This is a genomic window from Lysobacter sp. GX 14042 (genome assembly GCF_021390425.1).
In the GTDB taxonomy this organism is placed as follows: domain Bacteria; phylum Pseudomonadota; class Gammaproteobacteria; order Xanthomonadales; family Xanthomonadaceae; genus Novilysobacter.
In genome coordinates this window covers 540673-563639 of record NZ_JAJUWY010000001.1, presented here as the reverse complement: position 1 = coordinate 563639, position 22967 = coordinate 540673, and the positions used below count along the sequence as shown (strand labels likewise).

24 protein-coding genes are annotated in these 22967 nt (G+C 69.9%); 11 read left to right on the top strand and 13 right to left on the bottom strand.

The window, feature by feature from the left end:
* Nucleotides 1–13: 13 nt before the first annotated feature.
* Nucleotides 14–766, bottom strand: a complete 753-nt coding sequence (locus LY625_RS02675) for a DUF4142 domain-containing protein (protein WP_233737443.1) — start codon at nucleotides 764–766, stop codon at nucleotides 14–16.
* A gap of 141 nt (nucleotides 767–907) precedes the next feature.
* Nucleotides 908–1552 carry a trimeric intracellular cation channel family protein gene (locus LY625_RS02670; RefSeq protein ID WP_233737442.1) on the bottom strand — a complete coding sequence of 215 codons (645 nt, stop codon included), beginning with the start codon at nucleotides 1550–1552 and terminating at the stop codon, nucleotides 908–910.
* 131 nt (nucleotides 1553–1683) lie between these two features.
* Here LY625_RS02670 and LY625_RS02665 point away from each other — a divergent pair, with 131 nt between their 5' ends.
* Entirely contained in the window at nucleotides 1684–3207 is a 1524-nt protein-coding gene (locus LY625_RS02665) for a fumarate hydratase (RefSeq protein WP_233737571.1), read from the top strand.
* Between the two features lie 23 nt (nucleotides 3208–3230).
* On the opposite strand, the gene LY625_RS02660 is transcribed toward LY625_RS02665, so the two are convergent.
* The 5 genes from LY625_RS02660 to LY625_RS02640 all read right to left on the bottom strand — a co-directional run bounded on the left by LY625_RS02660 (nucleotide 3231) and on the right by LY625_RS02640 (nucleotide 8688).
* The gene (locus tag LY625_RS02660) at nucleotides 3231–4187 is read right to left on the bottom strand and encodes a patatin-like phospholipase family protein (protein ID WP_233737441.1); all 957 of its coding nucleotides are present in this window, start codon (nucleotides 4185–4187) and stop codon (nucleotides 3231–3233) included.
* Between the two features lies 1 nt (nucleotide 4188).
* Complete coding sequence (locus LY625_RS02655) at nucleotides 4189–5358, bottom strand: phospholipase A (RefSeq protein WP_233737570.1); 1170 nt, start codon at nucleotides 5356–5358, stop codon at nucleotides 4189–4191.
* Between the two features lie 2 nt (nucleotides 5359–5360).
* Complete coding sequence (locus LY625_RS02650) at nucleotides 5361–6818, bottom strand: mechanosensitive ion channel domain-containing protein (protein WP_233737440.1); 1458 nt, start codon at nucleotides 6816–6818, stop codon at nucleotides 5361–5363.
* 9 nt (nucleotides 6819–6827) lie between these two features.
* The gene (locus LY625_RS02645) at nucleotides 6828–8093 is read right to left on the bottom strand and encodes a phospholipase D-like domain-containing protein (protein ID WP_233737439.1); all 1266 of its coding nucleotides are present in this window, start codon (nucleotides 8091–8093) and stop codon (nucleotides 6828–6830) included.
* A gap of 109 nt (nucleotides 8094–8202) precedes the next feature.
* Nucleotides 8203–8688, bottom strand: coding sequence for a DUF456 domain-containing protein (locus LY625_RS02640; protein WP_233737438.1), 486 nt, complete (start codon nucleotides 8686–8688; stop codon nucleotides 8203–8205).
* 116 nt (nucleotides 8689–8804) lie between these two features.
* Here LY625_RS02640 and LY625_RS02635 point away from each other — a divergent pair, with 116 nt between their 5' ends.
* On the top strand, nucleotides 8805–9014 hold the full coding sequence (locus LY625_RS02635) for a cold-shock protein (RefSeq protein ID WP_233737437.1): 210 nt from the start codon (nucleotides 8805–8807) through the stop codon (nucleotides 9012–9014).
* A gap of 68 nt (nucleotides 9015–9082) precedes the next feature.
* Here the strand turns inward: LY625_RS02635 and LY625_RS02630 are convergent, their stop codons facing one another.
* Nucleotides 9083–9559 carry a glycine zipper 2TM domain-containing protein gene (locus tag LY625_RS02630; protein WP_233737436.1) on the bottom strand — a complete coding sequence of 159 codons (477 nt, stop codon included), beginning with the start codon at nucleotides 9557–9559 and terminating at the stop codon, nucleotides 9083–9085.
* A gap of 155 nt (nucleotides 9560–9714) precedes the next feature.
* Nucleotides 9715–10176 (bottom strand): cytochrome c, encoded by a 462-nt coding sequence (locus LY625_RS02625; RefSeq protein WP_233737435.1) that lies wholly within the window; start codon nucleotides 10174–10176, stop codon nucleotides 9715–9717.
* A gap of 83 nt (nucleotides 10177–10259) precedes the next feature.
* Between LY625_RS02625 and LY625_RS02620 the strand changes: the two genes are divergently transcribed.
* A complete protein-coding gene (locus tag LY625_RS02620) occupies nucleotides 10260–11075 on the top strand; it encodes a tRNA threonylcarbamoyladenosine dehydratase (RefSeq protein ID WP_233737434.1) in 816 nt (271 codons plus the stop codon).
* Here the strand turns inward: LY625_RS02620 and LY625_RS02615 are convergent.
* Both LY625_RS02615 and LY625_RS02610 read right to left on the bottom strand, forming a co-directional pair.
* Complete coding sequence (locus LY625_RS02615; protein ID WP_233737433.1) at nucleotides 11072–11839, bottom strand: TatD family hydrolase; 768 nt, start codon at nucleotides 11837–11839, stop codon at nucleotides 11072–11074. The genes LY625_RS02620 and LY625_RS02615 overlap by 4 nt on opposite strands.
* Before the next feature lie 8 nt (nucleotides 11840–11847).
* Nucleotides 11848–12099, bottom strand: a complete 252-nt coding sequence (locus LY625_RS02610) for a DUF6116 family protein (protein WP_233737432.1) — start codon at nucleotides 12097–12099, stop codon at nucleotides 11848–11850.
* Between the two features lie 172 nt (nucleotides 12100–12271).
* Here LY625_RS02610 and LY625_RS02605 point away from each other — a divergent pair, with 172 nt between their 5' ends.
* The 4 genes from LY625_RS02605 to LY625_RS02590 all read left to right on the top strand — a co-directional run bounded on the left by LY625_RS02605 (nucleotide 12272) and on the right by LY625_RS02590 (nucleotide 17364).
* Nucleotides 12272–13090: a glycine zipper 2TM domain-containing protein gene (locus tag LY625_RS02605; RefSeq protein WP_305067663.1), complete on the top strand. Its 819-nt coding sequence runs from the start codon at nucleotides 12272–12274 to the stop codon at nucleotides 13088–13090.
* 173 nt (nucleotides 13091–13263) lie between these two features.
* Complete coding sequence (locus LY625_RS02600; RefSeq protein WP_233737431.1) at nucleotides 13264–14427, top strand: acyl-CoA dehydrogenase family protein; 1164 nt, start codon at nucleotides 13264–13266, stop codon at nucleotides 14425–14427.
* A gap of 63 nt (nucleotides 14428–14490) precedes the next feature.
* The gene (locus tag LY625_RS02595; RefSeq protein ID WP_233737430.1) at nucleotides 14491–15042 is read left to right on the top strand and encodes a GNAT family N-acetyltransferase; all 552 of its coding nucleotides are present in this window, start codon (nucleotides 14491–14493) and stop codon (nucleotides 15040–15042) included.
* Nucleotides 15043–15081: 39 nt separating this feature from the next.
* Complete coding sequence (locus LY625_RS02590; RefSeq protein ID WP_233737429.1) at nucleotides 15082–17364, top strand: thiamine pyrophosphate-dependent enzyme; 2283 nt, start codon at nucleotides 15082–15084, stop codon at nucleotides 17362–17364.
* A 54-nt stretch (nucleotides 17365–17418) separates the two neighbouring features.
* Here LY625_RS02590 and LY625_RS02585 read toward each other — a convergent pair whose 3' ends face one another.
* Nucleotides 17419–19101: a PAS domain S-box protein gene (locus tag LY625_RS02585; protein WP_233737428.1), complete on the bottom strand. Its 1683-nt coding sequence runs from the start codon at nucleotides 19099–19101 to the stop codon at nucleotides 17419–17421.
* 88 nt (nucleotides 19102–19189) lie between these two features.
* Nucleotides 19190–20068: a folate-binding protein gene (locus tag LY625_RS02580; protein WP_233737427.1), complete on the bottom strand. Its 879-nt coding sequence runs from the start codon at nucleotides 20066–20068 to the stop codon at nucleotides 19190–19192.
* Nucleotides 20069–20097: 29 nt separating this feature from the next.
* On the opposite strand from LY625_RS02580, the gene LY625_RS02575 reads away from it, so the two are divergent.
* The 4 genes from LY625_RS02575 to sdhA all read left to right on the top strand — a co-directional run bounded on the left by LY625_RS02575 (nucleotide 20098) and on the right by sdhA (nucleotide 22963).
* A complete protein-coding gene (locus tag LY625_RS02575) occupies nucleotides 20098–20301 on the top strand; it encodes a DUF1674 domain-containing protein (protein WP_233737426.1) in 204 nt (67 codons plus the stop codon).
* A gap of 77 nt (nucleotides 20302–20378) precedes the next feature.
* On the top strand, nucleotides 20379–20774 hold the full coding sequence (gene sdhC / locus LY625_RS02570) for a succinate dehydrogenase, cytochrome b556 subunit (RefSeq protein WP_233737425.1): 396 nt from the start codon (nucleotides 20379–20381) through the stop codon (nucleotides 20772–20774).
* Nucleotides 20771–21166: a succinate dehydrogenase, hydrophobic membrane anchor protein gene (gene sdhD / locus LY625_RS02565; RefSeq protein ID WP_233737424.1), complete on the top strand. Its 396-nt coding sequence runs from the start codon at nucleotides 20771–20773 to the stop codon at nucleotides 21164–21166. The genes sdhC and sdhD overlap by 4 nt, the downstream gene beginning before the upstream one ends.
* Before the next feature lie 3 nt (nucleotides 21167–21169).
* Entirely contained in the window at nucleotides 21170–22963 is a 1794-nt protein-coding gene (sdhA, locus tag LY625_RS02560) for a succinate dehydrogenase flavoprotein subunit (protein WP_233737423.1), read from the top strand.
* Nucleotides 22964–22967: the final 4 nt, after the last annotated feature.

Below are 22967 nucleotides of genomic sequence, written 5' to 3'. Positions count from 1 at the left end.
CGGCAATGCCGGATCAGCGGTTGCCGTCGCCGGGCTGGTCGCGCAGGCGCTGGGCCGTCTCGAGGTGCCGCGCGATTGTCTGGCGGGTGTCCTGCAGGTGCTTGCGGACATTGTCCGGGCCCGCCGAGGGGATCAGCTGGTCGTCGAGCATCTCCAGGGCCTCGGTATGGCCGGTGACCATCGCGTCGATCCACGCGCGCTGGTATTCGTCGCCGTCCATCCGGCCCAGGCGTTCGCGTTCCGCGGCGTGCTTCTCGCGCATCTGCGCGACCTGGGGATCATCCGCGCCGGGCACGTCGTCGCCGGCGCCACCCGCCTGGCCCATCAGGCCGCGGGTCGCCTCCAGGTTGCGCGTATGGTCCTTGAGCAGGGTCTGGGCGTACTCCCCGGCCTCGCCAGAGAGCTGCTTGCCACGGGCCTGTTCGGCCGCGGCGATCTCGTGCTGGTCGACCGCCATGACCATCGCCAGCGCCACTTCCTGGCTGACGTTCCCGGCGGCGTCGTCCATCCCGGCGGTCGCGCCACCGCCGGCACGGCGGTCGGCGGTGAAGGCGTCATCGCCCAGTGCGCCTGCGCCGGCCGGGTCGTTCATGGCGGTCCGGTCGCCGGCGCCACGCATGCCCTCGCCGGCGCGGCCGGCGTCGGTGGAGAGGGTGCCGGCATCACGGGCTCCGGCGGTTTCATCGCCGGTCCGGTCGTTGTTGCAGGCGGCGAGGGCGAGGGCCAGCGTGCTGATTCCGATCGCGAGGGTGATCCTGCTGTTCATGGGGTTCTCCTGGGCAAGGCCCGGTATGGAATGCGTGGGCACACACGCCGGCCCCTGTCGACCGACTCCGCCAGCCTAGGAACGCCGGGCGAGGATCAGGTGAAGGAAACCGAAGGGTTCCGCTGGCCGCGCGCGGTGGCGTCAGCGCCGGTCGTCGCCGGGCGAGGGCGTCCGCGTGGACTGCAGGGCCACCGGCAGGTGCCAGCCCAGGCGCAATGCGGTCATGCGCAGTCCGAAGCACAGGAGCGCCCCGGCCGGCACGGTCCAGGCGGACGGCAGCGCCAGTACATGCCCGGTGGCCACGACGCTGGCGCCGGCCAGGGCGGCGACTGCGTAGAGCTCGGCGCGCAGCACCAGGGGCACCTCGGCGAGCAGGAGATCGCGCAGCATGCCACCGCCGATCCCGGTCAGCATTCCCAGTCCCGCGGCCATCGGCGGTGCGAGCCCGAAGGCCAGGGCCTTCTGGGTGCCGGCCACGGCGAACACCGCCAGGCCCACCGCATCGAACATCCGCACCGGCGTCTGCAGCCGCTCGATCACCGGGGTCCAGAAGAAGGTGGCGATGCCGGCCGCAAGGCAGACGGTCGGATAGCGCCAGTCGGTCAGCGCCGCGGGCGGCACCGCGCCGATCAGCACGTCACGGGTGATGCCGCCGGCGCTGGCGGCGGCGAACGACAGCACCAGCACGCCGAACAGGTCCAGCCGCCGCCGCACCCCCATCATCCCTCCGCTCAGGGCGAACACGAAGGTGCCGATCAGGTCCAGCGCGAGCAACAGGGTCTCCATGCATTCATTGTGGGCCAGCGCGGCGATGCAGTGTTCCGGGCACGGCCGGGGACCGGCCTGGCCGCTACAATGGGCGCCTTGTCCCCGCAACGCCCCATGCCGTGAACCTGCCTGCCAGCCCCGCCACCCGCCTGTCCACCTCGATCCGCCAGGAAGACCTGATCCAGTCGATCGCCGACGCGCTGCAGTACATCAGCTACTACCACCCGGTCGACTACATCCGCGCGCTGACCGCGGCCTGGGAGCGCGAGGAATCGCCGGCGGCCAAGGATGCGATGGCGCAGATACTGATCAACTCGCGCATGTGCGCCGAGGGCCACCGGCCGATCTGCCAGGACACCGGCATCGTCACCGTTTTCCTGGAAATCGGCATGGACGTGCGCTGGGACGACGCGACCATGGGCGTGGAGGACATGGTCCACGAGGGCGTGCGCCGTGCCTACGCGCACCCGGACAACACGCTGCGCGCCAGCGTGCTGGCCGACCCGGCCGGCAAGCGCATCAACACGAAGGACAACACCCCGGGCGTGGTCAACGTGAAGATCGTCCCGGGCGACAGGGTCGAGGTGATCGTCGCCGCCAAGGGCGGCGGTTCGGAGGCCAAGAGCAAGTTCGCCATGCTCAACCCGTCCGACTCCATCGTCGACTGGGTGCTGAAGACCGTGCCGACCATGGGCGCGGGCTGGTGCCCGCCGGGCATGCTCGGCATCGGCATCGGCGGCACCGCCGAGAAGGCGATGCTGCTGGCCAAGGAGTCGCTCATGGAGGAGATCGACATCCAGGAGCTGATGGCCCGCGGCCCCTCGAACCGGGCCGAGGAACTGCGCCTGGAGATTTTCGGGAAGGTCAACGCGCTGGGCATCGGCGCCCAGGGCCTGGGCGGCCTGACCACGGTGCTGGACGTCAAGATCAAGGACTACCCGACCCACGCGGCCAACCTGCCGGTGGCGATGATTCCGAACTGCGCCGCGACCCGGCACGCGCACTTCACCCTGGACGGCAGCGGCCCGGTGATGCTGGAGCCGCCCTCGCTGGAGGATTGGCCGCAGATCACCCGCGATGCCTCCAACGGCCGGCGGGTGGACCTGGACAGCATCACCCGCGACGAGGTCGCCAGCTGGAAGCCCGGCGAGACACTGCTGCTCAACGGCCGGCTGCTGACCGGGCGCGATGCCGCGCACAAGCGCATCGTCGCGATGCTGGATGCCGGCGAACCGCTGCCGGTGGACCTGGCCGGCCGTTTCATCTATTACGTCGGCCCGGTCGACCCGGTGCGCGACGAGGTGGTGGGCCCGGCCGGCCCGACCACCGCCACCCGCATGGACAAGTTCACCAACCAGGTGCTGGAGCAGACCGGCCTGCTGGGCATGGTCGGCAAGGCCGAGCGCGGCCCGGTGGCGCGCGAGGCGATCCGCAACCACAAGTCGGCGTACCTGATGGCGGTCGGCGGCGCCGCCTACCTGGTGTCCAAGGCGATCAAGGCCTCGCGCGTGGTGGCCTTCGAGGACCTGGGCATGGAGGCGATCTACGAGTTCACCGTGCAGGACATGCCGGTGACGGTGGCCGTCGACAGCAACGGCGACTCGGTGCACGAGAGCGGCCCGAGGGAGTGGCAGGCGCGGATCGGCGCGATCCCGCTGGACGTGCTCGCCTGAGGGTAGCCTCGAAGGGCAGGCGGTCAGATCATCGACGCGAGCTGGCGCAGCATCTGCTGGGTCTGGGGTTTCAGCAGGTAGTCGCGGGCGAGGCTTTCCAGCGCCGCGATGTGCGCGGCGCTGGTCTCGTCCAGGTCGTCCAGGCCGGCCAGCAGCTCGGCCTGCAGCCGGAAGTAGCCCTTGCCGACCAACTGCCGGGCGATGTAGTCGACCGAGTCGGCGTTGCCGTCGAACAGCACGTCGATGATCGGGATCGCCCATTCCACCGCGCCCCATTCCTGCGCCGCCTTCAGCGGGATCGGCTGGTTGCGCTCGCCGGTGCCCACCGATAGCACCACCAGCTCGCCGCACTGGCTGACCCCGCGATCGCGCCGCAGGGCCTCGGCGATGGCGCAGGCGGTCGGGTTGTTGGCGACGATGCCGCCGTCGATCAGGGCACACGGCTTGCCGTCCACTTCCATGCCGTGGGCCGGGAAGTAGGACGGCGCCGCGGTGGAGGCGCGGCAGACGTCCCGGAGCCGCAGGTCCGCGTGTTCGGGCAGGAAGCTCTTGAAGATCACCGGACGGCGGGCGAGGGTGTCGTAGCTGGTGATCAGGGTGGGGCGCTGCAGTTCGCCCAGGCGCCGGTCGCCGAACACCTCCTCCAGCACCGCTTCCAGGCCCCTGCCGTCGTAGCGCGGCGCCGACAGGCCATGCCGGAACAGCCGCCTGGCACGCGACCACAGCTTGCCCGGGGTGCCCGGGAAGATCTCCGCCCGGCGTTCGCGGTACAGCGTGGCCAGGGTGGCCGGCGACCAGCCCAGGCCCAGACCGCAGGTCACCAGCGCGCCGGTGGAGGTGCCGGCCAGCAGGTCGAAGCTGCCGGTCAGGCCGGGCTTGCCGGCGTTGGCCAGGGCGGCTTCGACGCCTTCCAGCCAGGTGCAGCTGACCAGCCCGCGGATGCCCCCGCCATCCACCGAGAGGATGCGCCGGGCGTGCACCTCAGAACCACTCGAGCAGCGAGACGCCCAGCCCGACGTGGGTGGAGCGGTGGTCGTAGTCGATCAGGCTCTCGCCGTAGCCGTCGAACACCTGCAGGTGCCCGCGGATGTTGTCGCCGAGCGGGAACGCCCAGGTGAAGCGCAGCGCGCCGCGCGAGTCCTCGCCGGTGCGCAGCGAGTGCCGCGCCATCAACGAGAATTCATGGCCGTCGTGCACGTGGACCAGGGTCATGTCACCGCGGCCGATGTAGTCCTCGATGCCGGGGTTGTCGTCCTCGCCGTTCTCGCTGATCCGCCACCACGGGCGGATCGTCAGTGCCCAGTTGTCGCGGTCGAACCCGACCACGCCGACCACCCGGTTCCAGCTGCGCGAGTACGGATCGCCGCGGCCATTGGACTGGTGGTTGATGCCCAGCCCCCACATCCGCCCGCGCCAGCCCCCCAGCGAGTAGCCGGTGCGGAACACCAGCAGCGCCTCCGGCTCGTAGTTGGTCTCGCGGAACGGCCGCGAGGCCTCGCTGTTGAACACCTGCCAGCGCGAGCTCTGGGTATAGCCCAGCCACAGGTCGCCGTTGTCGCCGAGGATGTTCTCCATCGCCTTGGTCTTGAAGCTGATCTGGAACTTGGCCTCGACGTCGTCCAGCGCGCCGCCTTCCACGTTGCCGTGCTCGTCGCCCCCGCCCGAGGGAGTGGGGCGTTCGTTGGGGTTGGCCGACCAGAACACCGGCAGCAGGTAGACCGGCTTGTAGCCGCGGAAATTGAAGGTGCCCAGCTTGGAGTCGCGGGCCAGTTCCCAGCGGCGGTCCAGCAGCCCGCCCTTTCCGGCGTTGGCGATGTGGGCGTCGATCTCGCTGCCGCCCTCGGACCGGAACAGGTCACTCAACGCGTGGCGTGCCCGGTCGCGGGCCGGCAGTTCGCGGCGGCCCTCGACGCTGGCCCGGTCCAGCTCGGCGGCAAGCTGGCGGGCCCGTGCGGCCAGCGCGTCGGCCTCCTCGGGAGTCGCCGCCGCGCGCCCCAGGGCGGCGTCGTAGCAGCGCAGCCGCTCGGCGTCGACGTCGATCGAGGTGCAGGCGGAGGGCTCCGGTGGTGCCGCGGGCTGCTGTGCCGGTGCCGGTCCCGTGAACAATGCGAGCAGCAGCGCGCCGGCCGGCAGGACGGTCGCCCGGCGCACGTTCACGGTTTCTCGCTCCCGATCAGGTCGACGTTGGCGTGGGCCAGGCGTTCGGCCTCGACCTGGGCGTCGAGTTCGCGGTTGACCGAGGTCTCCGGGAGCGCCTGGTCGGCGACATCCGGAGTCCGGTCACGCGCCGGGTCGTCACCCGGCAGCCGGGCGATGTACTGGATCGAGCGCGGTGCATCCAGGATCCCGGCTTCGGCGAAGCGCGTGCGCACGGCATGGATCGCGGCACTGCGGGCCTTGCCCAGGTCGGTGCCGCGCTGGTTGATCCAGCCGAAGAACTGCAGCCTCACCGCGTTCCCGTCGTACTCCTGCACCGTCCACGACGGCGCCGGGTCGGTGAGCACGCCGTCGACGCAGGCGATCGCCTTGATCGCAACCTCCTGGGCGTTGACGAGGGACTCGCACCCGTCGATCGGGATCACGAAGTCGAAGCGCCGGTTCGGGTTGCGGCTGAAGTTCAGTACCACCGACTTGAACACCAGGGCATTGGGCAGGTTGAGCTGGTTGCCGTCGGCGGTGACCAGCACCGTGGTGCGCGAGGTGAGCGCGGCCACGGTGCCGTCGTAGCTGTCGATGCGCAACGCCTCCCCGGGGGCGAACGGCCGGCGCAGGCTGAGCAGCACGCCGGCGACGTAGTTCTCGGCGATGTCCTTGAAGGCAAAGCCGATCACCAGGCCGATCACGCCGGCCGACCCCAGCACGGCGCCGGCGACCGCGGTGGCGCCCAGCAGGTCGAGGGCGATCAGCAGCGCCACCAGCATGGTGGCCCAGGTGACGAAGCGCTGGACCAGGCTGGCGGTGTAGGGGTTCTCGCCACGCCATTGGCGGTGCCCGGCGCGGCGCCCCAGCAACTTGCCGACCCACCAGCCCAGCACCACGATGGCGATGGCCACGGCCAGCACCGGCAACGCCGCGACCAGCTGGATGAGCCGGTCCATCACCTGGCGCATCGCGGTGTTGAGCCTGTCGCCCAGGTTGGTGCTGAGGGTGATGCGGTTCTCCACCGTCTGGACGCCTTCCTGCCGGCCGGCGACCTGCTCGGCCAGCAGGCGGCTCTCCACGTCCACGACCTCGCCGGCCAGCCGCGCGGTGCCGCCCTGCACGGTGACGGTCACGTTCTCCATGCCGGGCATGTCGCGGAATCGACGGGCGATCGTCTGGGCCGCCTCCAGTTCGGTGCGCTGCTGTTCCCGGGCCTGGGCCTCGGCCTCGGCGGCGACGGCCTGCAGCTCGGCGGGATCGGGCTCCGGTGGCGGTGTGTCGTCGTCGCTGTCGGGCGCGGGGGCATCGGCCGGTGTAACGGCTTCGACCGGCGGCGCATCGGCGCCGTCTTCGCTGGCCGGCAGCCCGGCCGCGGGTGCATCGGAGCCCTCCTGGGCCGCCGTGACCAGCGGCAACGCCACCAGCACAGCCAGCAACGCAGGCAGCAGGTAATGGAGTGGATGCCTCATGGGTGCCCTCTACAGTTGCGACTTGATCGGCAGCAGCACCCGCTCGGCCATGCGCTCGCGCCACGGTCGTGCCAGCCACTGCTCAAGGGTGTACGGCTTGGCCTGCTCCAGGTCCTGCTCGAAGACAGCGGTCATCCGGGCGGCGAAATCGTGATCGTAGACGTTCAGGCTCGCCTCGTCGTTGAGGCGGAAGGAGCGGATGTCGAAGTTGGTCGAGCCCAGCGACACCAGCTCGTTGTCGATGATCATCAGCTTGTTGTGGAACATCGTCGGCTGGTATTCGTGGATCTCGACGCCGGCGCGCAGCAGCGGGCCCCACTCGGCCCTGGAGCTGACACGCACCATCTCCGAATCGATGTGGGGACCCGGCAGCAGTACCCGGATGCGCACGCCCCGCTCGCGCGCCTGCAGCAGCGCCCCCATGACCAGCTTGTCGGGCACGAAGTAGGACGCGGCCAGGTCGATGCTGTGTTCGGCGGCGGCGACCGCCATCAGGTACATCAGGTGCATGCTTTCGCTGCCACCGGCCGGCGAGGCGATGAACAGGTGTGCGTTGATGTCGCCCGCCGGCTCGAGCGGCGGGAAGTACACCGATCCGTTGAGCACCTCGCCGGTGGTCTTGATCCAGTTGTCGTTGAACGCGGCCTGGAACTGCGCGACCACCGGCCCTTCGATGCGGAAATGCATGTCCCGCCAGTGGTCGGGGTCCTGGGCGTGGCCCTGCCACTCGTCGGCAATGCCGACGCCGCCGGTGAAGCCGATGCGGCCGTCCACCACCAGCAGCTTGCGGTGGGTGCGGTTGTTCATGCGGCCCAGGTTGTACCAGTGCAGCGGGCGGTAGCGCTCGACCTCCACGCCGGCCTCCTCCATCAGGTCCAGCAGCGCCTGGTCCATCTTGACGCTGCCGACCCAGTCGATCGTCACGTGCACGGGGATGCCGGCGCGCGATCGCTCGGCAAGGGCCTTAGCAAAGCGCTCGCCCACCTCGCCTGACCAGTAGACGTAGGTCTCGAAGGTGAGCGAGACCTCGGCGCCGCGAATCGCCTCCAGCATCGCCGGGAAGATCTCGTCGCCGTTGTTGTAGGCCACCACCTTGTTGCCGCCGATCACCGACGGGCCGAGCATCACCGACATCTCGCGCAGGAACTGGGCGTCGGCGACCGCGTAGCGGTGCTCGATGCGCCGCTCCAGCTTCTTTTCCGGAGTGACGAAGTTGATCCCCAGCACCACCGCGACGGCGGTCGCAATCACGGTCATCACGATGATCCAGCTCATGCGTCTGCGGCTCCAGCGCGGCATTGGCCCCTCCCGTTCAGCTTCAGGACTGTGACGGCCAGGCGAACAAACCGGCGTGAAGAAAGCCGCCGGAGACGGGATCGGCGTCCTAGAAGAACCACGCGAAGGCGAACAGGCCCAGCATCGCGAACGCCAGTCCCAGCTTCAGCGCACTGCCCAGCAGCAGGCCGATCCACGTGGCCACGCCCACCCGAGCGGCCTGGCCCAGCCTGCGTACCTGCAGCCATTCCCCGGCCAATGCGCCGACGAACGGGCCCGCCAGCAGGCCCGGCAACCCGAAGAACAGGCCGACGATCGAGCCCGCGACCGCCCCGAGCACCGCCAGCCGGCTGGCCCCGGCCCGCCTGGCACCCACTGCGGAAGCCAGGAAATCCACCGCGATCGAGAGCAGCGTCAGCAGGCCGAGCAGCACCAGCGTGGCCACGCCGATGCGCTCGAACCCGCCGGCCCAGGCCGCCAGCAGCATGCCGCCGAAAACCAGCGGAAGGCCGGGGAGTGCCGGCAGGACGACCCCGGCGATACCGACCAGGACCAGGAGCAGGGCGAGGGTGTAATACAGTGCCTGGAGGTCCACGGAGACTCCTTGTGTGGAAGGTGGGCAATCCGTTCAGCTGCCGTTGCATTCTGCCCGAGCCAGCTGTACTTTCTGCAAATCGTCACCAACCAGCTCATGCTCCAGGAGCAAGTCAGATGTCCAACCGAGAGACCGGAACCGTCAAGTGGTTCAACGACGCCAAGGGTTTTGGCTTCATCAGCCGTGAGAACGGCGAAGACGTGTTCGTCCACTTCCGTGCCATCCAGACCGAAGGCTTCAAGAGCCTGCAGGAGGGCCAGCAGGTCACGTTCACCGTCGTGCAGGGCCAGAAGGGCCTCCAGGCCGATGCGGTGCAGCCGCTCTGAGCGCAGCACCCGGACAGAAAAAACGGCCCGCAGACGCGGGCCGTTTTCGTTTGGCGGCACCGGATCCGCTACTGCGCCCAAGCGCGCCCGTTGTATACCCGCACGGCCGACCCCACGCGGATCCCGCCCAGGTCGTTCTGCGTGACCGTGGTTGTGCGCCCGTCACTCATGCGGACCTGCACGTTGTAGGTCGCGTTCTCGACCCGGTTCTGGATTGCGTTGCCGGCCACCGCGCCGGCGACCGCGCCCACGGCGGTCGCGGTGTTGCGCCGGCCGGAACTCTTGTCGTCCGCCAGCTCACGACCCGCGGCGGCGCCGACCAGGCCACCGATCACGCCACCGGTGGCCTGCGGGACCGAACTGCCGGCCACCTGGTCGATGCGGGTCACGGTGCCGCAGTCCATGCAGTTCGCGCTGGTCGGGCCGGCTCCGTAGCCGCCGGCGTTTGAATAACCGGAATTGCTGTAACCCGGGGTCGCGCAACCAGCGAGCGCGAGGCTGGCCGCTGCGGACACGCCGAGGAGGCCGAGGCGATGGATGTTCATGTGCATCTCCTGCTGGGGAAGGGCGAATGGCCGCAAGCCGGCCACGTCGCCCACGCTAGGAGCGTTCCAGTGAATTCCCCATCAAGCGCACCCGCAACGGCTCAGTTGCGGTGCGCCCGCCGCGGTGAGCCTGCCGTCGCCGCGGGCGCAGCACTTCAGGTACGGAAATCCTGGTGGCAGGCCTTGCAGGTTTCCCCGATCTTCGATGCCGTTTCGCCCAGTCCCTCGCAGCTCAGCGGCGGGTTCGCCAAAGCCCCGTCCAGGGTCGCGCGCATGGCTGCGGCGTGGTCGGCGAAGCGCGCGTCATCGGCCAGGCCGGGGAAAGCGGGCTCGAGGTCGTTGGCCAGGGTACGCAGCGCCTGCAGGTGCGGCAGCGAGTCGGTCGCGCCGCAGCGGTTGCCCTTCACCTTGGCGCCCAGCTGCGCGGCATGGGCCTGGAACAGGTGCATGGTCGCGTGCGGGTAATGGTCCTGCCAGGTCTTGCCGCCTTCGATGGCGCGCAGGGCCATCACCGTGCCGATCACGCCGATCACCAGCCCGAGCAGCAGCATGAACAGGTAACGCGCGGCCGGGTTCGGCTTGCTGGTGGGGGACGCGTTCGGCTGGGTGTCGCTCATCGGATTCGGGCTCCGCTGGAAGTGGCGTGAAGATAGCACGCGCCGGTGACCGGCCAACCGGGCCGGGGCCCTACAATCGCGCCATGGACGCCCCTGTCACCGACTCCCTGCTGATCGAGCGTTTCGCCGGCATCGACCGCCTCTACGGTGCCGGTGCGCTGCAACGCCTCTCCCGCTGTCGGGTCGCGGTGGTGGGCATGGGCGGGGTCGGCTCCTGGGTGGCCGAGGCGCTGGCCCGCAGCGCGGTCGGGCAGCTGACGCTGATCGATGCCGACGACATCTGCGTGTCCAACAGCAACCGCCAGTTGCCAGCCCACGAAGGCCAGTTCGGTCGACCGAAGGTCGCCGCGATGGCGGAGCGTTGCCGGGCGATCAACCCGCGCATCGAGGTCGATGCGGTGGAGAGCTTCCTGACCCCCTCCAACCTGGAGGCACTGCTCGATCGCGACTTCGACCTGGTGCTCGACGCCTGCGACAGCTTCCGCAGCAAGGTGGAGATGATCGCCTGGTGCCGGCGGCGCAAGCTGCCGCTGGTGGTGTGCGGCTCGGCCGGCGGGCGGGTCGACCCGACCCAGGTGCGGGTGCGCGACCTGTCGCGCACCGAGCACGATGCGATGCTGGCGCTGGTGCGCAAGAAGTTGCGCGGCGAGTTCAATTTCCCGCGCAACCGCGACCGTTATTTCGGCGTGCCGGCGGTGTACTCGCTGGAGAACGTCCGCTATCCGCAGGCCGACGGCAGCGTGTGCGGGCTGCGGCCGCGCCTGGACGCCGATGCCGCGCTCAAGCTGGACTGCGGAGCGGGGCTGGGTGCGGCGACCCACGTCACCGGCACTTTCGCGTTCGTCATGGCCGGAAAGGCGCTGGAGCTGCTGCTGGGCAGGGCCCGCAGGGGCGCCTAGGCAGGCAGGCCGAACAGCCGCTCCGCATTGGCCGTGGTGGCGGCAGCGATGTCGCCCGGGTCCTCGCCCCGCAAGCCGGCGATGGCCTCCAGCACGGTAGGCAGGAAGCCCGGCTCGTTGCGGCTGCCGCGGTGGTCGCAAGCGGGCTGGTCGGGAGCATCGGTTTCCAGCAACAGGTATTCGACCGGCATCGAGGCCGCCAGCCGGCGCAGTCGCTGCGCACGCGGGAAGGTCACCGGTCCACCGAGGCCGACCATGAAGCCCAGGTCCCACAGTGCGCGGGCCTGCTGTCCGCTGCCGGAGAAACTGTGGACCACGCCGGTGAGGCCTCCGACCCGGCGGATCGCCGCGGTGACCTCGTCGACCGCCCTGCGCGCGTGGATGATCACCGGCAGCCGCGCCTGACGCGCCAGTTCCAGCTGGGCGGTGAAGTAATGCAGCTGCGAAGCGGGGTCCAGGCCGGGAACGAAGTGGTCCAGTCCGCATTCGCCGACCGCCACCACGTTCCCGCGCTGCAGTCGCCGCTCGAGCATGTCCAGGTGCTCCGGGCGGTGCCGGTCGAGGAACATCGGGTGCAGCCCCAGGGCCGGGAACAGGCCGGCGTCCGCCGCGCATACCGCCTGCAGCCGGTCCCAGCTGTCCGCGGCGATCGCCGGAACCACGATCCGCCGCACACCCGCGTCGCGGGCCCGCGCCAGCACATCGGCGCGGTCGCCGTCGAACGCCGCCACGTCCAGGTGGCAATGGCTGTCCACCAGGTCCATCGGCGCTCCTAGTAGCGGTTCCGGTTCTCCCGCGGGGTGGTGTAGTCCTCGACCACCTCGCCCTCGATGGTGCGGGCATTGCGGTTCTTCCAGTTGGCCAGCGCCAGGGTGGCAAGGCCAAGCAGGATCTCGTCGACCATCGGGATCGGGTCGGGTATCAGCACACTCAGGGCGAACAGCGCCGCGGTGACCTTGAACAGGGTCGGATACTTGAGCCGGCGGGCCCAGGCGAGCAGCGGAAGCAGCAGCGGGTTGGCCATGGCGGAGGCACTCGGGCGGGGATCTGGACGCTAGCACGTGTGCCGCACCGCCTGTGCGTTTGCCGCCCTGTGTCACAGCTTGCCCCGGTGCGCGTGTCCGTTCAGCCTGGAAGTGGTGGAATGCGCGCGAGGATCAGCAGCGGGGGGACCCGCCCATTAAAGGAGGGACGTGATGAACAAGAACATGATCGCCGTCGCGATAGCGGCGCTTCTGGTCGGCGGTGTCGCCGTGGCGGCCTACAACAGCTTCACCACGCCGGGGCCGGAGCTCGCCACCGGGGTGCCGGCCATCCCGTTGGACGGCACCGAGCCGGCAGTGCAGGCGGACGCGGGCGCCGACAGCGCGATCACCCCCGCTGCCGGGCCGGAGTACGCCGACGTGGTCAACGTGGTCCCGGTCACCGAGCGGCGGGAGCTGTTCGCCACGGTGATCGGCACTGATCCGATCCGCGAGACCACCACCAGTTCCACGCCGCGCCAGGTGTGCGAGGACGTGGTGGTACAGGAACGCCTGCCCGAGCGCGACGGCAACGTCGGCGGCACGGTCGCCGGTGCGGTGGTGGGCGGCCTGCTCGGCAACCAGATCGGTGGCGGGCGCGGCAAGAAGGCGGCCACGGCGGCCGGGGCAGTGGCCGGTGGTTTCGTCGGCAACCGCATCGACCGCAACCATGTCGGTGGCCAGGTGGTGGAGCGGGTCGAGACCCAGTGCCATACCGTCAACGATTCCTCGCAGTCCACGTCGGTGGTCGGCTACAACGTCACCTACCGCACCCCGGACGGGAAGACCGCGACCATGCGCACCGGCAGCAAGCCTGGCGAGCGCATTTCGCTGGGCAACGAGGACCAGGTGGTCGGCTACGACGTGACCTACCGCTACCAGGGCCTGGAGCGCAACGTGCGGCTGGATGACCGACCGGCCGAGCGCCTGCCGGTGATCGACGGCCAGGTGGTCCTGCAGACCGCCGCGCTGGAAACCGCCAGCAACCAGTAGGGTGCGATAGCCGCCGCAGGCGGCGTATTGCACCGTAATGGCCGGGATCCCGCGCTGTCGGAACCCCGGCGCGCCGCCAACCCCGAGCGGGGCCGGAGAAATCCGGCCCCGTTCTGTTTCCGGCCGGCCTCCGTACAATGGCGCGCTTCCATCCACACGTTTCCGAGCGCGCCATGGCCCTGAATCCGCAAGACCTGTTCGACGTCCGTTCCCTGCTCACCGAAGAGGAGCGCAGCGTCCAGGACACCGTGGCGCGCTTCACCGACGAACGCGTGCTGCCGATCATCGGCGGCGCCTTCGACGAGGGACGGTTCCCGAAGGAACTGGTCGGCGAGATCGCCGAGATGGGCCTGCTGGGGTCCTCGCTGCCGGAGGAATACGGCTGCGCCGGCCTCAACTCGGTCAGCTACGGCCTGATCTGCCAGGAACTGGAGCGCGGCGACAGCGGCATCCGCAGCTTCGTCTCGGTGCAGTCCTCGCTGTGCATGTACCCGATCTACGCCTACGGCAGCGAGGAGCAGAAGCAGCGCTGGCTGCCGGACATGGCCGCCGGCAAGGTGATCGGCTGCTTCGGCCTGACCGAGGCGCACGGCGGCTCCGACCCGGCGACCATGAAGACCCACGCCCGCCGCGACGGCGATGACTGGGTGCTCAACGGCTCCAAGATGTGGATCACCAACGGCAACGTGGCCGACATCGCGATCGTCTGGGCACAGACCGACGACGGCATCCAGGGCTTCGTGGTCGAGAAGGGCATGGAAGGTTTTGCCGCCCAGGAGGTCAAGCACAAGATGAGCCTGCGCGCCTCGGTGACCAGCGCACTGTTCTTCGACAACGTGCGCGTGCCCGAAGCCAACCGCCTGCCCAACGTCAAGGGGCTGAAGGGGCCGCTGGGCTGCCTGACCCAGGCCCGCTACGGCATCACCTGGGGTCCGATAGGAGCGGCGCAGGCGTGCCTCAAGGAAGTGCTGGACTACACCGGGGAGCGGATCCTGTTCGGCCGTCCGGTGGCCGCGACCCAGAGCGCGCAGATCAAGATGGCCGACATGGCCCGCCGCATCACCACCGCGCAGCTGTTGAGCCTGCAGCTGGGGCGGCTGAAGGACGCCGGCACGATGAAGCCGCAGCAGGTCTCGCTGGCCAAGTGGAACAACTGCCGCATGGCGATTGACATCGCCCGCGAATGCCGCGACCTGCTCGGCGGCGCCGGCATCACCACCGAGCACGCCGCGATCCGCCACGCGCTCAACATGGAGTCGGTGATCACCTACGAGGGCACCGAAACCGTGCACCAGCTGGTGATCGGCCGCGAGCTCACGGGCATCAACGCGTTCTAGAGCGCCGTCGATGATGAATCCGCCTTCTCCCGCTTGCGGGAGAGGGCCGGGTGAGGGCCTGACATGACCGACGCCAGTCCAGTTCTGGAAACAGATCGCCTGATCCTGCGTCTCCCGCGGAGCGGGGACTTCGAACGCTACGCGGAGCTGCAGGGCGACGAGCGTGCGGCGCGCCACATCGGCGGCCAGCAGCCGCGTGCGGCGGCCTGGCGCAAGTTCCTGCAGATGCCCGGTGCCTGGGCGCTGCAGGGCTTCGGCATGTTCTCGATCATCGACAAGACCAGCGGCCGCTGGCTCGGCCAGGCCGGGCCATGGCGGCCCGAAGGCTGGCCGGGCGACGAGATCGGCTACTCGCTGCACCCCGACGCCTGGGGCCGGGGCTATGCCACCGAGGCGGTGGTCGCCACCATCGACTGGGCACTGGAGAACCTCGGCTGGGACGGGTTCATCCACACCATCTCGCCCGGGAACGCTCCCTCCCAGGAGCTCGCCCGTCGCCTCGGTTCGGCTTTGCGCGGCCCGGGCCGGCTGCCGCCCCCGCACGATGACATACCGGTCGAGATCTGGGGCCAGACCCGCGCGCAGTGGCAGGAAAATCGCAGGCGCTTCGTCTAGCGCTCGTTTCGAACACGACAGGACCAGGGCATCACCACGATGTTTGCAGACGTTCCCAACCCAATCCCCGCCCGCATGCGCGGCCTCAACCGCGCCGAGATCTGCGACGTCAACTTCAGCGAATTCGTGCAGGCCTGGGATGGCCGGGCCGATGCGCGGCCGGCGCCTGGCGAGGCGATCCTGGACGGCAGCGCGCTGGACGCGCAGGGCTTCCGCGAGCTGTTCGAATCCCAGCTGATCAGCCGCCACCTGGACCTGATGGCACGGGTGCTGCGGGTACGGAACAAGGTCTTCTACACCATCGGCAGCTCCGGCCATGAGGGCAACGCGATGGTCGCGCGGCTGACCCGCCACACGGATCCTGCGTTCCTGCACTACCGCTCCGGCGGCTTCATGGCCGAGCGTTTCCGCAAGCTGCCGGGGATGGACCCGGTGATGGATTCGGCGCTGAGCTTCGCCGCCAGCAGCGAGGATCCGGCCAGCGGCGGGCGGCACAAGGTGTGGGGCAGCAAGCCGTTGTGGGTGCTGCCGCAGACCTCGACCATCGCCTCCCACCTGCCCAAGGCGCTGGGGACCGCGGTGGCGATCGAGGCCGGGCGCCGGCTGGGACACCCGCTGCCGATCCCGGACGACAGCATCGCGATCTGCTCCTTCGGCGACGCCTCCAGCAACCACGCGACGGCGCAGACCGCGTTCAACGCCGCGGCCTGGACCGCCTACCAGAAGCTGCCGGCGCCGGTGCTGTTCGTCTGCGAGGACAACGGCATCGGGATCTCGGTCAAGACCCCGGGTGGCTGGATCGCGCAGAACTTCGCGCAGCGGCCGGGGCTGGACTACTTCCATGCCGACGGCCTGGACCTGGCCGAAGGCTATGGCCAGGTCCAGGCCGCGGTCGAGCACTGCCGGCGTACCCGCCGGCCGACCTTCCTGCACCTGAAGACCACCCGGATCATGGGCCACGCCGGTACCGACTTCGAGATCGAGTGGCGCTCGATCGAGGAGCTGTGCGCGGTGGAGGCGACCGACCCGCTGCTGCGCTCGGCGGCGATCGCGATGGAATCGGGGCTGATGTCGAAGGACGAGGTCCTCGCCCTGTACGAGGAGACCCGCAAGCGCTGCTTCGCCGCCGCGGAGGAAGCCGATCGTCGGCCCAAGCTCGACCGCCTGGACGACGTGGTCGCCCCGCTGGCACCGTACTCCCCGGACAAGGTGCGCGCCGAGGCCGGGCGCAGCGGCTGCGACGAGGCCCGCCTGCAGGCCTTCGGCAGCGCGGAAAAGCTGCCGGAAAACCAGCCCCCGCGGCATCTCGCCATCCAGATCAACAACGCCCTGCATGACACCTTCGCCAAGTACCCGGACACCCTGCTGTTCGGCGAGGACGTGGCGCAGAAGGGCGGCGTCTACACCGTCACCAAGGGCCTGCAGAAGGCCTTTGGCGCGCGCCGGGTGTTCAACACCCTGCTCGACGAGACGATGATCCTGGGCATGGCCCAGGGCTTCGCCAACGTGGGCATGCTGCCGATCCCGGAGATCCAGTACCTGGCGTACCTGCACAACGCGGCCGACCAGATCCGCGGCGAGGCGGCCAGCCTGCAGTTCTTCAGCAACAACCAGTACGCCAACCCGATGGTGGTGCGCATCGCCGGGCTGGGCTACCAGCGCGGCTTCGGCGGGCATTTCCACAACGACAACTCGATCACCGCGCTGCGCGACATCCCCGGCCTGGTGGTGGGCTGTCCCTCGCGTGGTGACGACGCGGCGACCATGCTGCGCACCCTGACCGCGCTGGCGAGGGTGGACGGACGCGTGAGCGTGTTCCTGGAGCCGATCGCGCTGTACATGACCAAGGACCTGTACGAACCCGGCGATGGCGGCTGGCTGACGAAGTACCCGGCACCGGGGGAGGCCATGCCGCTGGGCGAGGGCAGGGTGTATGCCCCGGAGGACGGCAGCGAGGGCAGCGACCTGGTGGTCTTCACCTACGGCAACGGCGTGCCGATGAGCCTGCGCGCGGTGCGTCAGGCCGGGACGAAGCACGGCTGGAAGGCGAAGGTGGTCGACCTGCGCTGGCTGGTGCCGCTCAATGCCGGCTACATCGTCGCGCAGGCCCGCGGCGCGAAGCGGATCATCGTCGTCGACGAGGGGCGCCAGAGCGCCGGCATCGGGGAAGGGGTGATCACCGCCCTGGTGGAAGGCGGCCTGGGCGCCACCCCGCTGGAGCGGGTGGTCGGCGTGGACACCTACACCCCGCTGGCCGGCGCCGCCTTCCTGGTGATTCCGGGCGAGGAGGACATCGTGGCCGCCGCCGACCGCCTGAAGTAGACCGCCGTTCCCGCGCACGCGGGAACCCGCGGACATGCTCGCAGGTGTGCGGGCTCAGCGCGCCGTGAAACGCCGGTGCTTCTCCGCATAGAGCGCCGCATCGGCCTCGCCGATGAGTTCCTCCAGGGATTTCGGCCGGGACGGATCGAAGCGTGCCGCGCCCACCGACACCGACAGCGGGAAGGTCACGCCAGTGCGGGCATTGCGTGTCTCCAGCGCCGAATGGAGCCGGTCGCGCGCGGCGGCCTCGTCGCGTGGATCACCGCAGCCCACCGCCAGCACCACGAACTCATCCCCGCCAACCCGCGCGAGCACGTCGCTGTCGCGGAACACGGTCCGCAGCAGTCCACCGACCTCCCGCAGCGCCTGGTCGCCGGCAAGGTGGCCGTGGCGGTCGTTGATCGGCTTGAGGAAGTCCAGGTCGATGAACAGCAGCAGGCACCCGGTGCCCGCGCGCTGTGCCTGTTGCAGCGCACGTCCGGCATGGGCGTGGAAGCCGCGGCGATTGCAGAGGCCGGTCAGCTCGTCGATCCACGACAACGAGCGCAGCGCGGCCTCGGCCTGCTTGCGCTCGGCAATGTCGCGGAACACGATCACCGCGCCCGCCACCTCGCCATCGATGCCGAACGGAGTCATCGTGTACTCCACCGGCATCGAGCTGCCGTCGGCGCGCCAGTAGACGTCGTCGGCGCTGCGCGAGACCACGCCCTCGTTGATTGCGTGCCATGCCGGACATTCGCCGAACGGGTAGGGGCTGCCATCGGCGCGGCTGTGGTGCACCAGGGCGTGTGCTTCGCGCCCGATGAGCTCGTGCGCCTCGTAGCCGAGCAGTTCGGTCGCGGCGGGGTTGGCGAAGACGATCCGCCCGTTTCGGTCCAGGCCGAAGATGCCGTCCGGCACCGAAGTGAGCAGGGCCTCGGTGTAGCGCCTGGCGCGCGCGAGCTCGGTCTCTTGGCGGAGCCGTTCGCCGATGTCGCGCAGCACGGCGGTGAACAAACGCTCGCCGTCCACTTCCAGGCGGGAGATCGTCGCTTCCGCCGGAAACAGTTCGCCGCTGCGCCGGCGGCCGGTGATCGTCCCGCGCTGGTTCATGAAGCGTGACTGTGGACCGCGGCTCCCGAATCCCTGCACGTGATGACCGTGGCCGTCCCGGGCGGCCTCCGGCAACAGCACCTCCAGCGGCTGCCCGAGCACGTCCCCGGCTGCGTAGCCGAAGACCGCTTCCGCTCCCTGGTTGAACAGGACGATCCGCTGGTCTTCGTCGATGGACACGATCGCATCGGCCGCGACGTCGAGGATGCCGGCCAGGCGCTGCTCGGAGGCCTCCCGGGCGCGCTCGGCGCGGCGTCGGGCACTGATGTCGCGCCCTTCGGGAATGATCCAGGCGAGCGTCCCGTCCTCGAACACCGGCGACAGCCGCAGCTCCACCTCGACGCGGCCGCCGTCCCGGGTGGGATGCGCAGTGCGGATCACCGCGGTCTGCCCAGCCGCGGCCTGCCGCAGCGCCTCGCGCAACCGCTCTGCCTGGTCCTGGTCCGCAAACCACGGGGTCTGGTCGAAGTGGCGACCGGTCACGTCTTCGCGCCGGGCTCCGATCAACTCCAGCGCGGCGCGGTTCACGTCGACCAGGACGCCTTCCGGCGTCAGCAATCCCAGGAAAACGGCGACGCCATCGTAGATCGTGCGCAGGTGGTCCGCGCCCGGAGCATCGTTTGCGACAGCGGGGGGGTGCGGCACTGCGGGTGTTCCTTCTTGCGGCGTCGGGTCGCGGAGGCGCGGTGCGACCCTGCGGTAACGGCCCGCGCCGCGGGAACTTGAGCCGGCTCTATCTCGCCAGCCCGCCAAGGAGTTCGCCGGTCCGCACCGGCGAGCCGCGCACCGCGTATCCGGGCGCGGCATCGGTTGCCTGCACCACGGCGAGGGCGGTGCGGCCGCCGCCCGGGACCGGAACGGACGAGACCAACTCGCCGGCGGGTGCATCGTCGGCGCTCACGGGATCGCCGATGGACAGGGCCGCCCCGCCCTCCAGCAGCACGAGCCTGCGCTTGGCCTTTCCCAGGAAATGCGTGCGCGCAACGATCTCCTGTCCCGGATAGCAGCCCTTGCGCACGGTGAATGCGTCCAGGCGTTCCAGCGAAAGCTGCTGCGGCGTCCACTGCGGCGTGCCCCAGGCGAGGCGGGGCAGGCCATGCTGCAGGTCGGCCAGGGTCCACGCAGCGGCCGCATCCGCGTTGGGTCCGGGGGAGGAGCCGGGATCAAGCGCGACGTACAGCGCCCGCCGGCCCCCGTCACCGCCCATGTCGAGCTCGACGCCGCCATCCGCCAGGCGCGCCAGCCGGTTGCCGCCAGCCTGTTCCGCCGGGCCCAGGCGGCCATGCACGCGGGCGTCGGCCAGGGGCTCGATCTTCAGCTTGCTGCGGAAGACGAAGCGGCGGAGCTGCTCCGCCAAGGCCCCGGCGTCCGCGTCGGGCAGCAGCAACCAGAACAGGCCTTCCTCCAGCCGCAGCAGCGCGAACAGCGCGACCACCCGTCCCTTCGGCGTCAGCCATCCGCTCCAGTGCCACTGGCCGTCGGCCAGACCGGCGACGTCACTCATGAACTGCGCCTGGGCAAACTTCGCCGCATCGGGGCCGGACAGCTGCAATACGCGGTGCGCGGGGAGGGCGAACAGGGGCTGCGACGGCTGCGGTGACTTGTCTTGCATTGAACCGAGTCTTAACATCCGGGGTTCCGATGATAGGCCAGAACCCCCCTGAAGCTTCCCCCGGCAGCGACGAGCGCGCCCCGGGCGGAGACGCCGTTCCGCAGCCCGCGCCGCCTCCCGGTGAAGACCCGCGGGCGCCGTCCGGACCGTCCCGCGAGTACGGCGGCAGGGAGGGGCCCGACCCGGTGCGCTACGGCGACTGGGAGAAGGACGGACGCTGCATCGACTTCTGATCGTCCATCATCCGCTGCATTCCGCTCCATCGTCCCAACGCGGCGTCGCGCCGCCCTGCCCAGAGGGCTCCCCGCTCATGGCGAACCACCAACGTCCCCTCTCACCCCACCTGCAGGTGTACCGCTGGCAGATCCAGATGGTCACCTCGATCCTGCATCGTGCCACCGGCATGATCCTGGCGGTGGGCGCCCTGTTGATCGCCTGGGCGCTGCTGGCCCTGGCCGCGGGACCGGAGCAGTGGGCGCGTTTTGCCGACATCGCCCGCTCGCCGCTGGGCTTCCTGGTCCTGTTCGGCTGGACCTGGGCATTCGCCTACCACCTGATCAATGGCGTGCGGCACCTGATCCAGGACGCCGGGCATTCATTCGACATTCCCGGGTTCATCCGCAACAGCTGGATCAGCGTGATCGGCAGCTTGGTGCTGACGGCGCTGGTCTGGATCGTGGCCATGATGCAGGGAGGTGCGGCATGAAGCGCCAGGGCGACCATCTGCGCCATCCGCTGAAGGTGGCGCGCGGGCTGGGTTCGGCGAAGGACGGAACCGGCCACTTCATCATCCAGCGCATCACCGCGATCGCGCTGTTCTTCCTCGGCCTGTACCTGGTGGGCCTGCTGGTGTCCGGTGGACTGGCGGACTTCGCCACCGCCCGCGGCATCGTCGGCCACCCGCTGCACGCCACGCTGCTGACCGCTTTCCTGGTCGCCATGTTCTGGCATACCCAGCTGGGCATCCAGGTGATCATCGAGGACTACGTCCACACCCCGGGCTGGGCGGTCTTCCTGCAGCTGGCCAACCGTTTCATCTGCATCCTCGCTGCCATCGCCAGCGTGCTTGCCGTCATCCGCATCGCGCTGGGAGCCTGATCCATGCCTGCCGCATACCCCATCCAGGAACACAAGTTCGACATGCTCGTGGTCGGCGCCGGCGGCGCCGGGCTGCGGGCCACCTTCGGCCTGGCGCAGAAGGGCCTGAAGACCGCCTGCATCACCAAGGTCTTCCCGACCCGCTCGCACACCGTGGCCGCCCAGGGCGGCGTCGCCGCGGCGCTGGGCAACATGGGCGAGGACGACTGGCGCTACCACTTCTACGACACCGTCAAGGGCTCGGACTGGCTGGGCGACCAGGACGCGATCGAGTACATGTGCCGCGAGGCGATCCCGGCGATCATCGAGCTCGAGCACCAGGGCGTGCCGTTCTCGCGCACCAGGGACGGCCGGATCTACCAGCGGCCGTTCGGTGGCATGACCACCAAGTACGGCGAGGGCCCGGCCGCGCAGCGCACCTGCGCTGCCGCCGACCGCACCGGCCACGCCATCCTGCACACCCTGTACCAGCAGTCGCTGGCGCACGACGCGCAGTTCTTCGTCGAGTTCTTCGCCCTGGACCTGATCATGGATGCCGAGGGCGCCTGCCGCGGCGTGCTGGCCCTTGAGCTGGAAACCGGGCAACTGCACCTGTTCCGCGCCCAGGGCACGGTGCTGGCGACCGGCGGCTACGGCCGCGCGTACTTCAGTGCCACTTCGGCCCACACCTGCACCGGCGACGGCGGCGGCATGGCGCTGCGCGCCGGGCTGGGCCTGCAGGACATGGAGTTCGTGCAGTTCCACCCGACCGGCATCTACGGCGCCGGCTGCCTGATCACCGAGGGCGTCCGAGGCGAGGGCGGCATCCTGCGCAACGCCAACGGCGAGCGCTTCATGGAGCGCTACGCCCCGTCGGCCAAGGACCTCGCCTCGCGCGACGTGGTCAGCCGCTCGATGACCATGGAGATCCGCGAGGGGCGCGGCGTCGGCGAGCACAAGGACCACATCCTGCTCGACCTGACCCACCTGGGGCCCGAGGTGATCCACGAGAAGCTGCCGGGCATCGCCGAGTCGGCGCGCATCTTCGCCGGCGTGGACGTGGAGAAGCAGCCGATCCCGGTGATCCCGACCGTCCACTACAACATGGGCGGCATTCCGACCAATTACCACGGCGAGGTCGTCCAGCTGAAGGACGGCGACCCCGACGCGGTCGTCCCGGGCCTGTACGCCATCGGCGAGGCGGCCTGCGTGTCGGTCCACGGCGCCAACCGCCTGGGCTCGAACTCGCTGCTCGACCTGGTGGTGTTCGGGCGCGCGGTGGCCAACCGCGCCGCCGAGACGCTCAAGCCCGACGCCGCGCAGCCGGACCTGCCGAAGGACGCCTGCGACTTCTCGCTGGCGCGCCTGGACAGGCTGCGCAATGCCAGCGGCAGCACTCCCACCGCGGTGATCCGCGACCGCATGCAGCGCGCCATGCAGGCCGACGCCGCGGTGTTCCGCACCCAGGAGACCCTGGAGGAGGGCGTCACCCGCATCCGCGAGATCCATGCCTCGTTCGCCGACGTCAAGGTCAGCGACCGCTCGCTGATCTGGAACTCCGACCTGGTGGAGACCTTCGAGCTGGCCAACCTGCTCGACCAGGCGCTGGCCACCATCGTCACCGCGGAGAACCGCAAGGAATCGCGTGGCGCGCATGCCCGCGACGACTATCCCGAGCGTGACGACGTCAACTGGCACAAGCACAGCCTGTGCTGGGTCGACGCCGACGGCAACACCCGCATCGATTACCGCCCGGTGCACATGTACACGCTCACCGGCGAGGTGGACGTGGTCCCGCCGAAGAAGCGGGTCTACTGAGGGC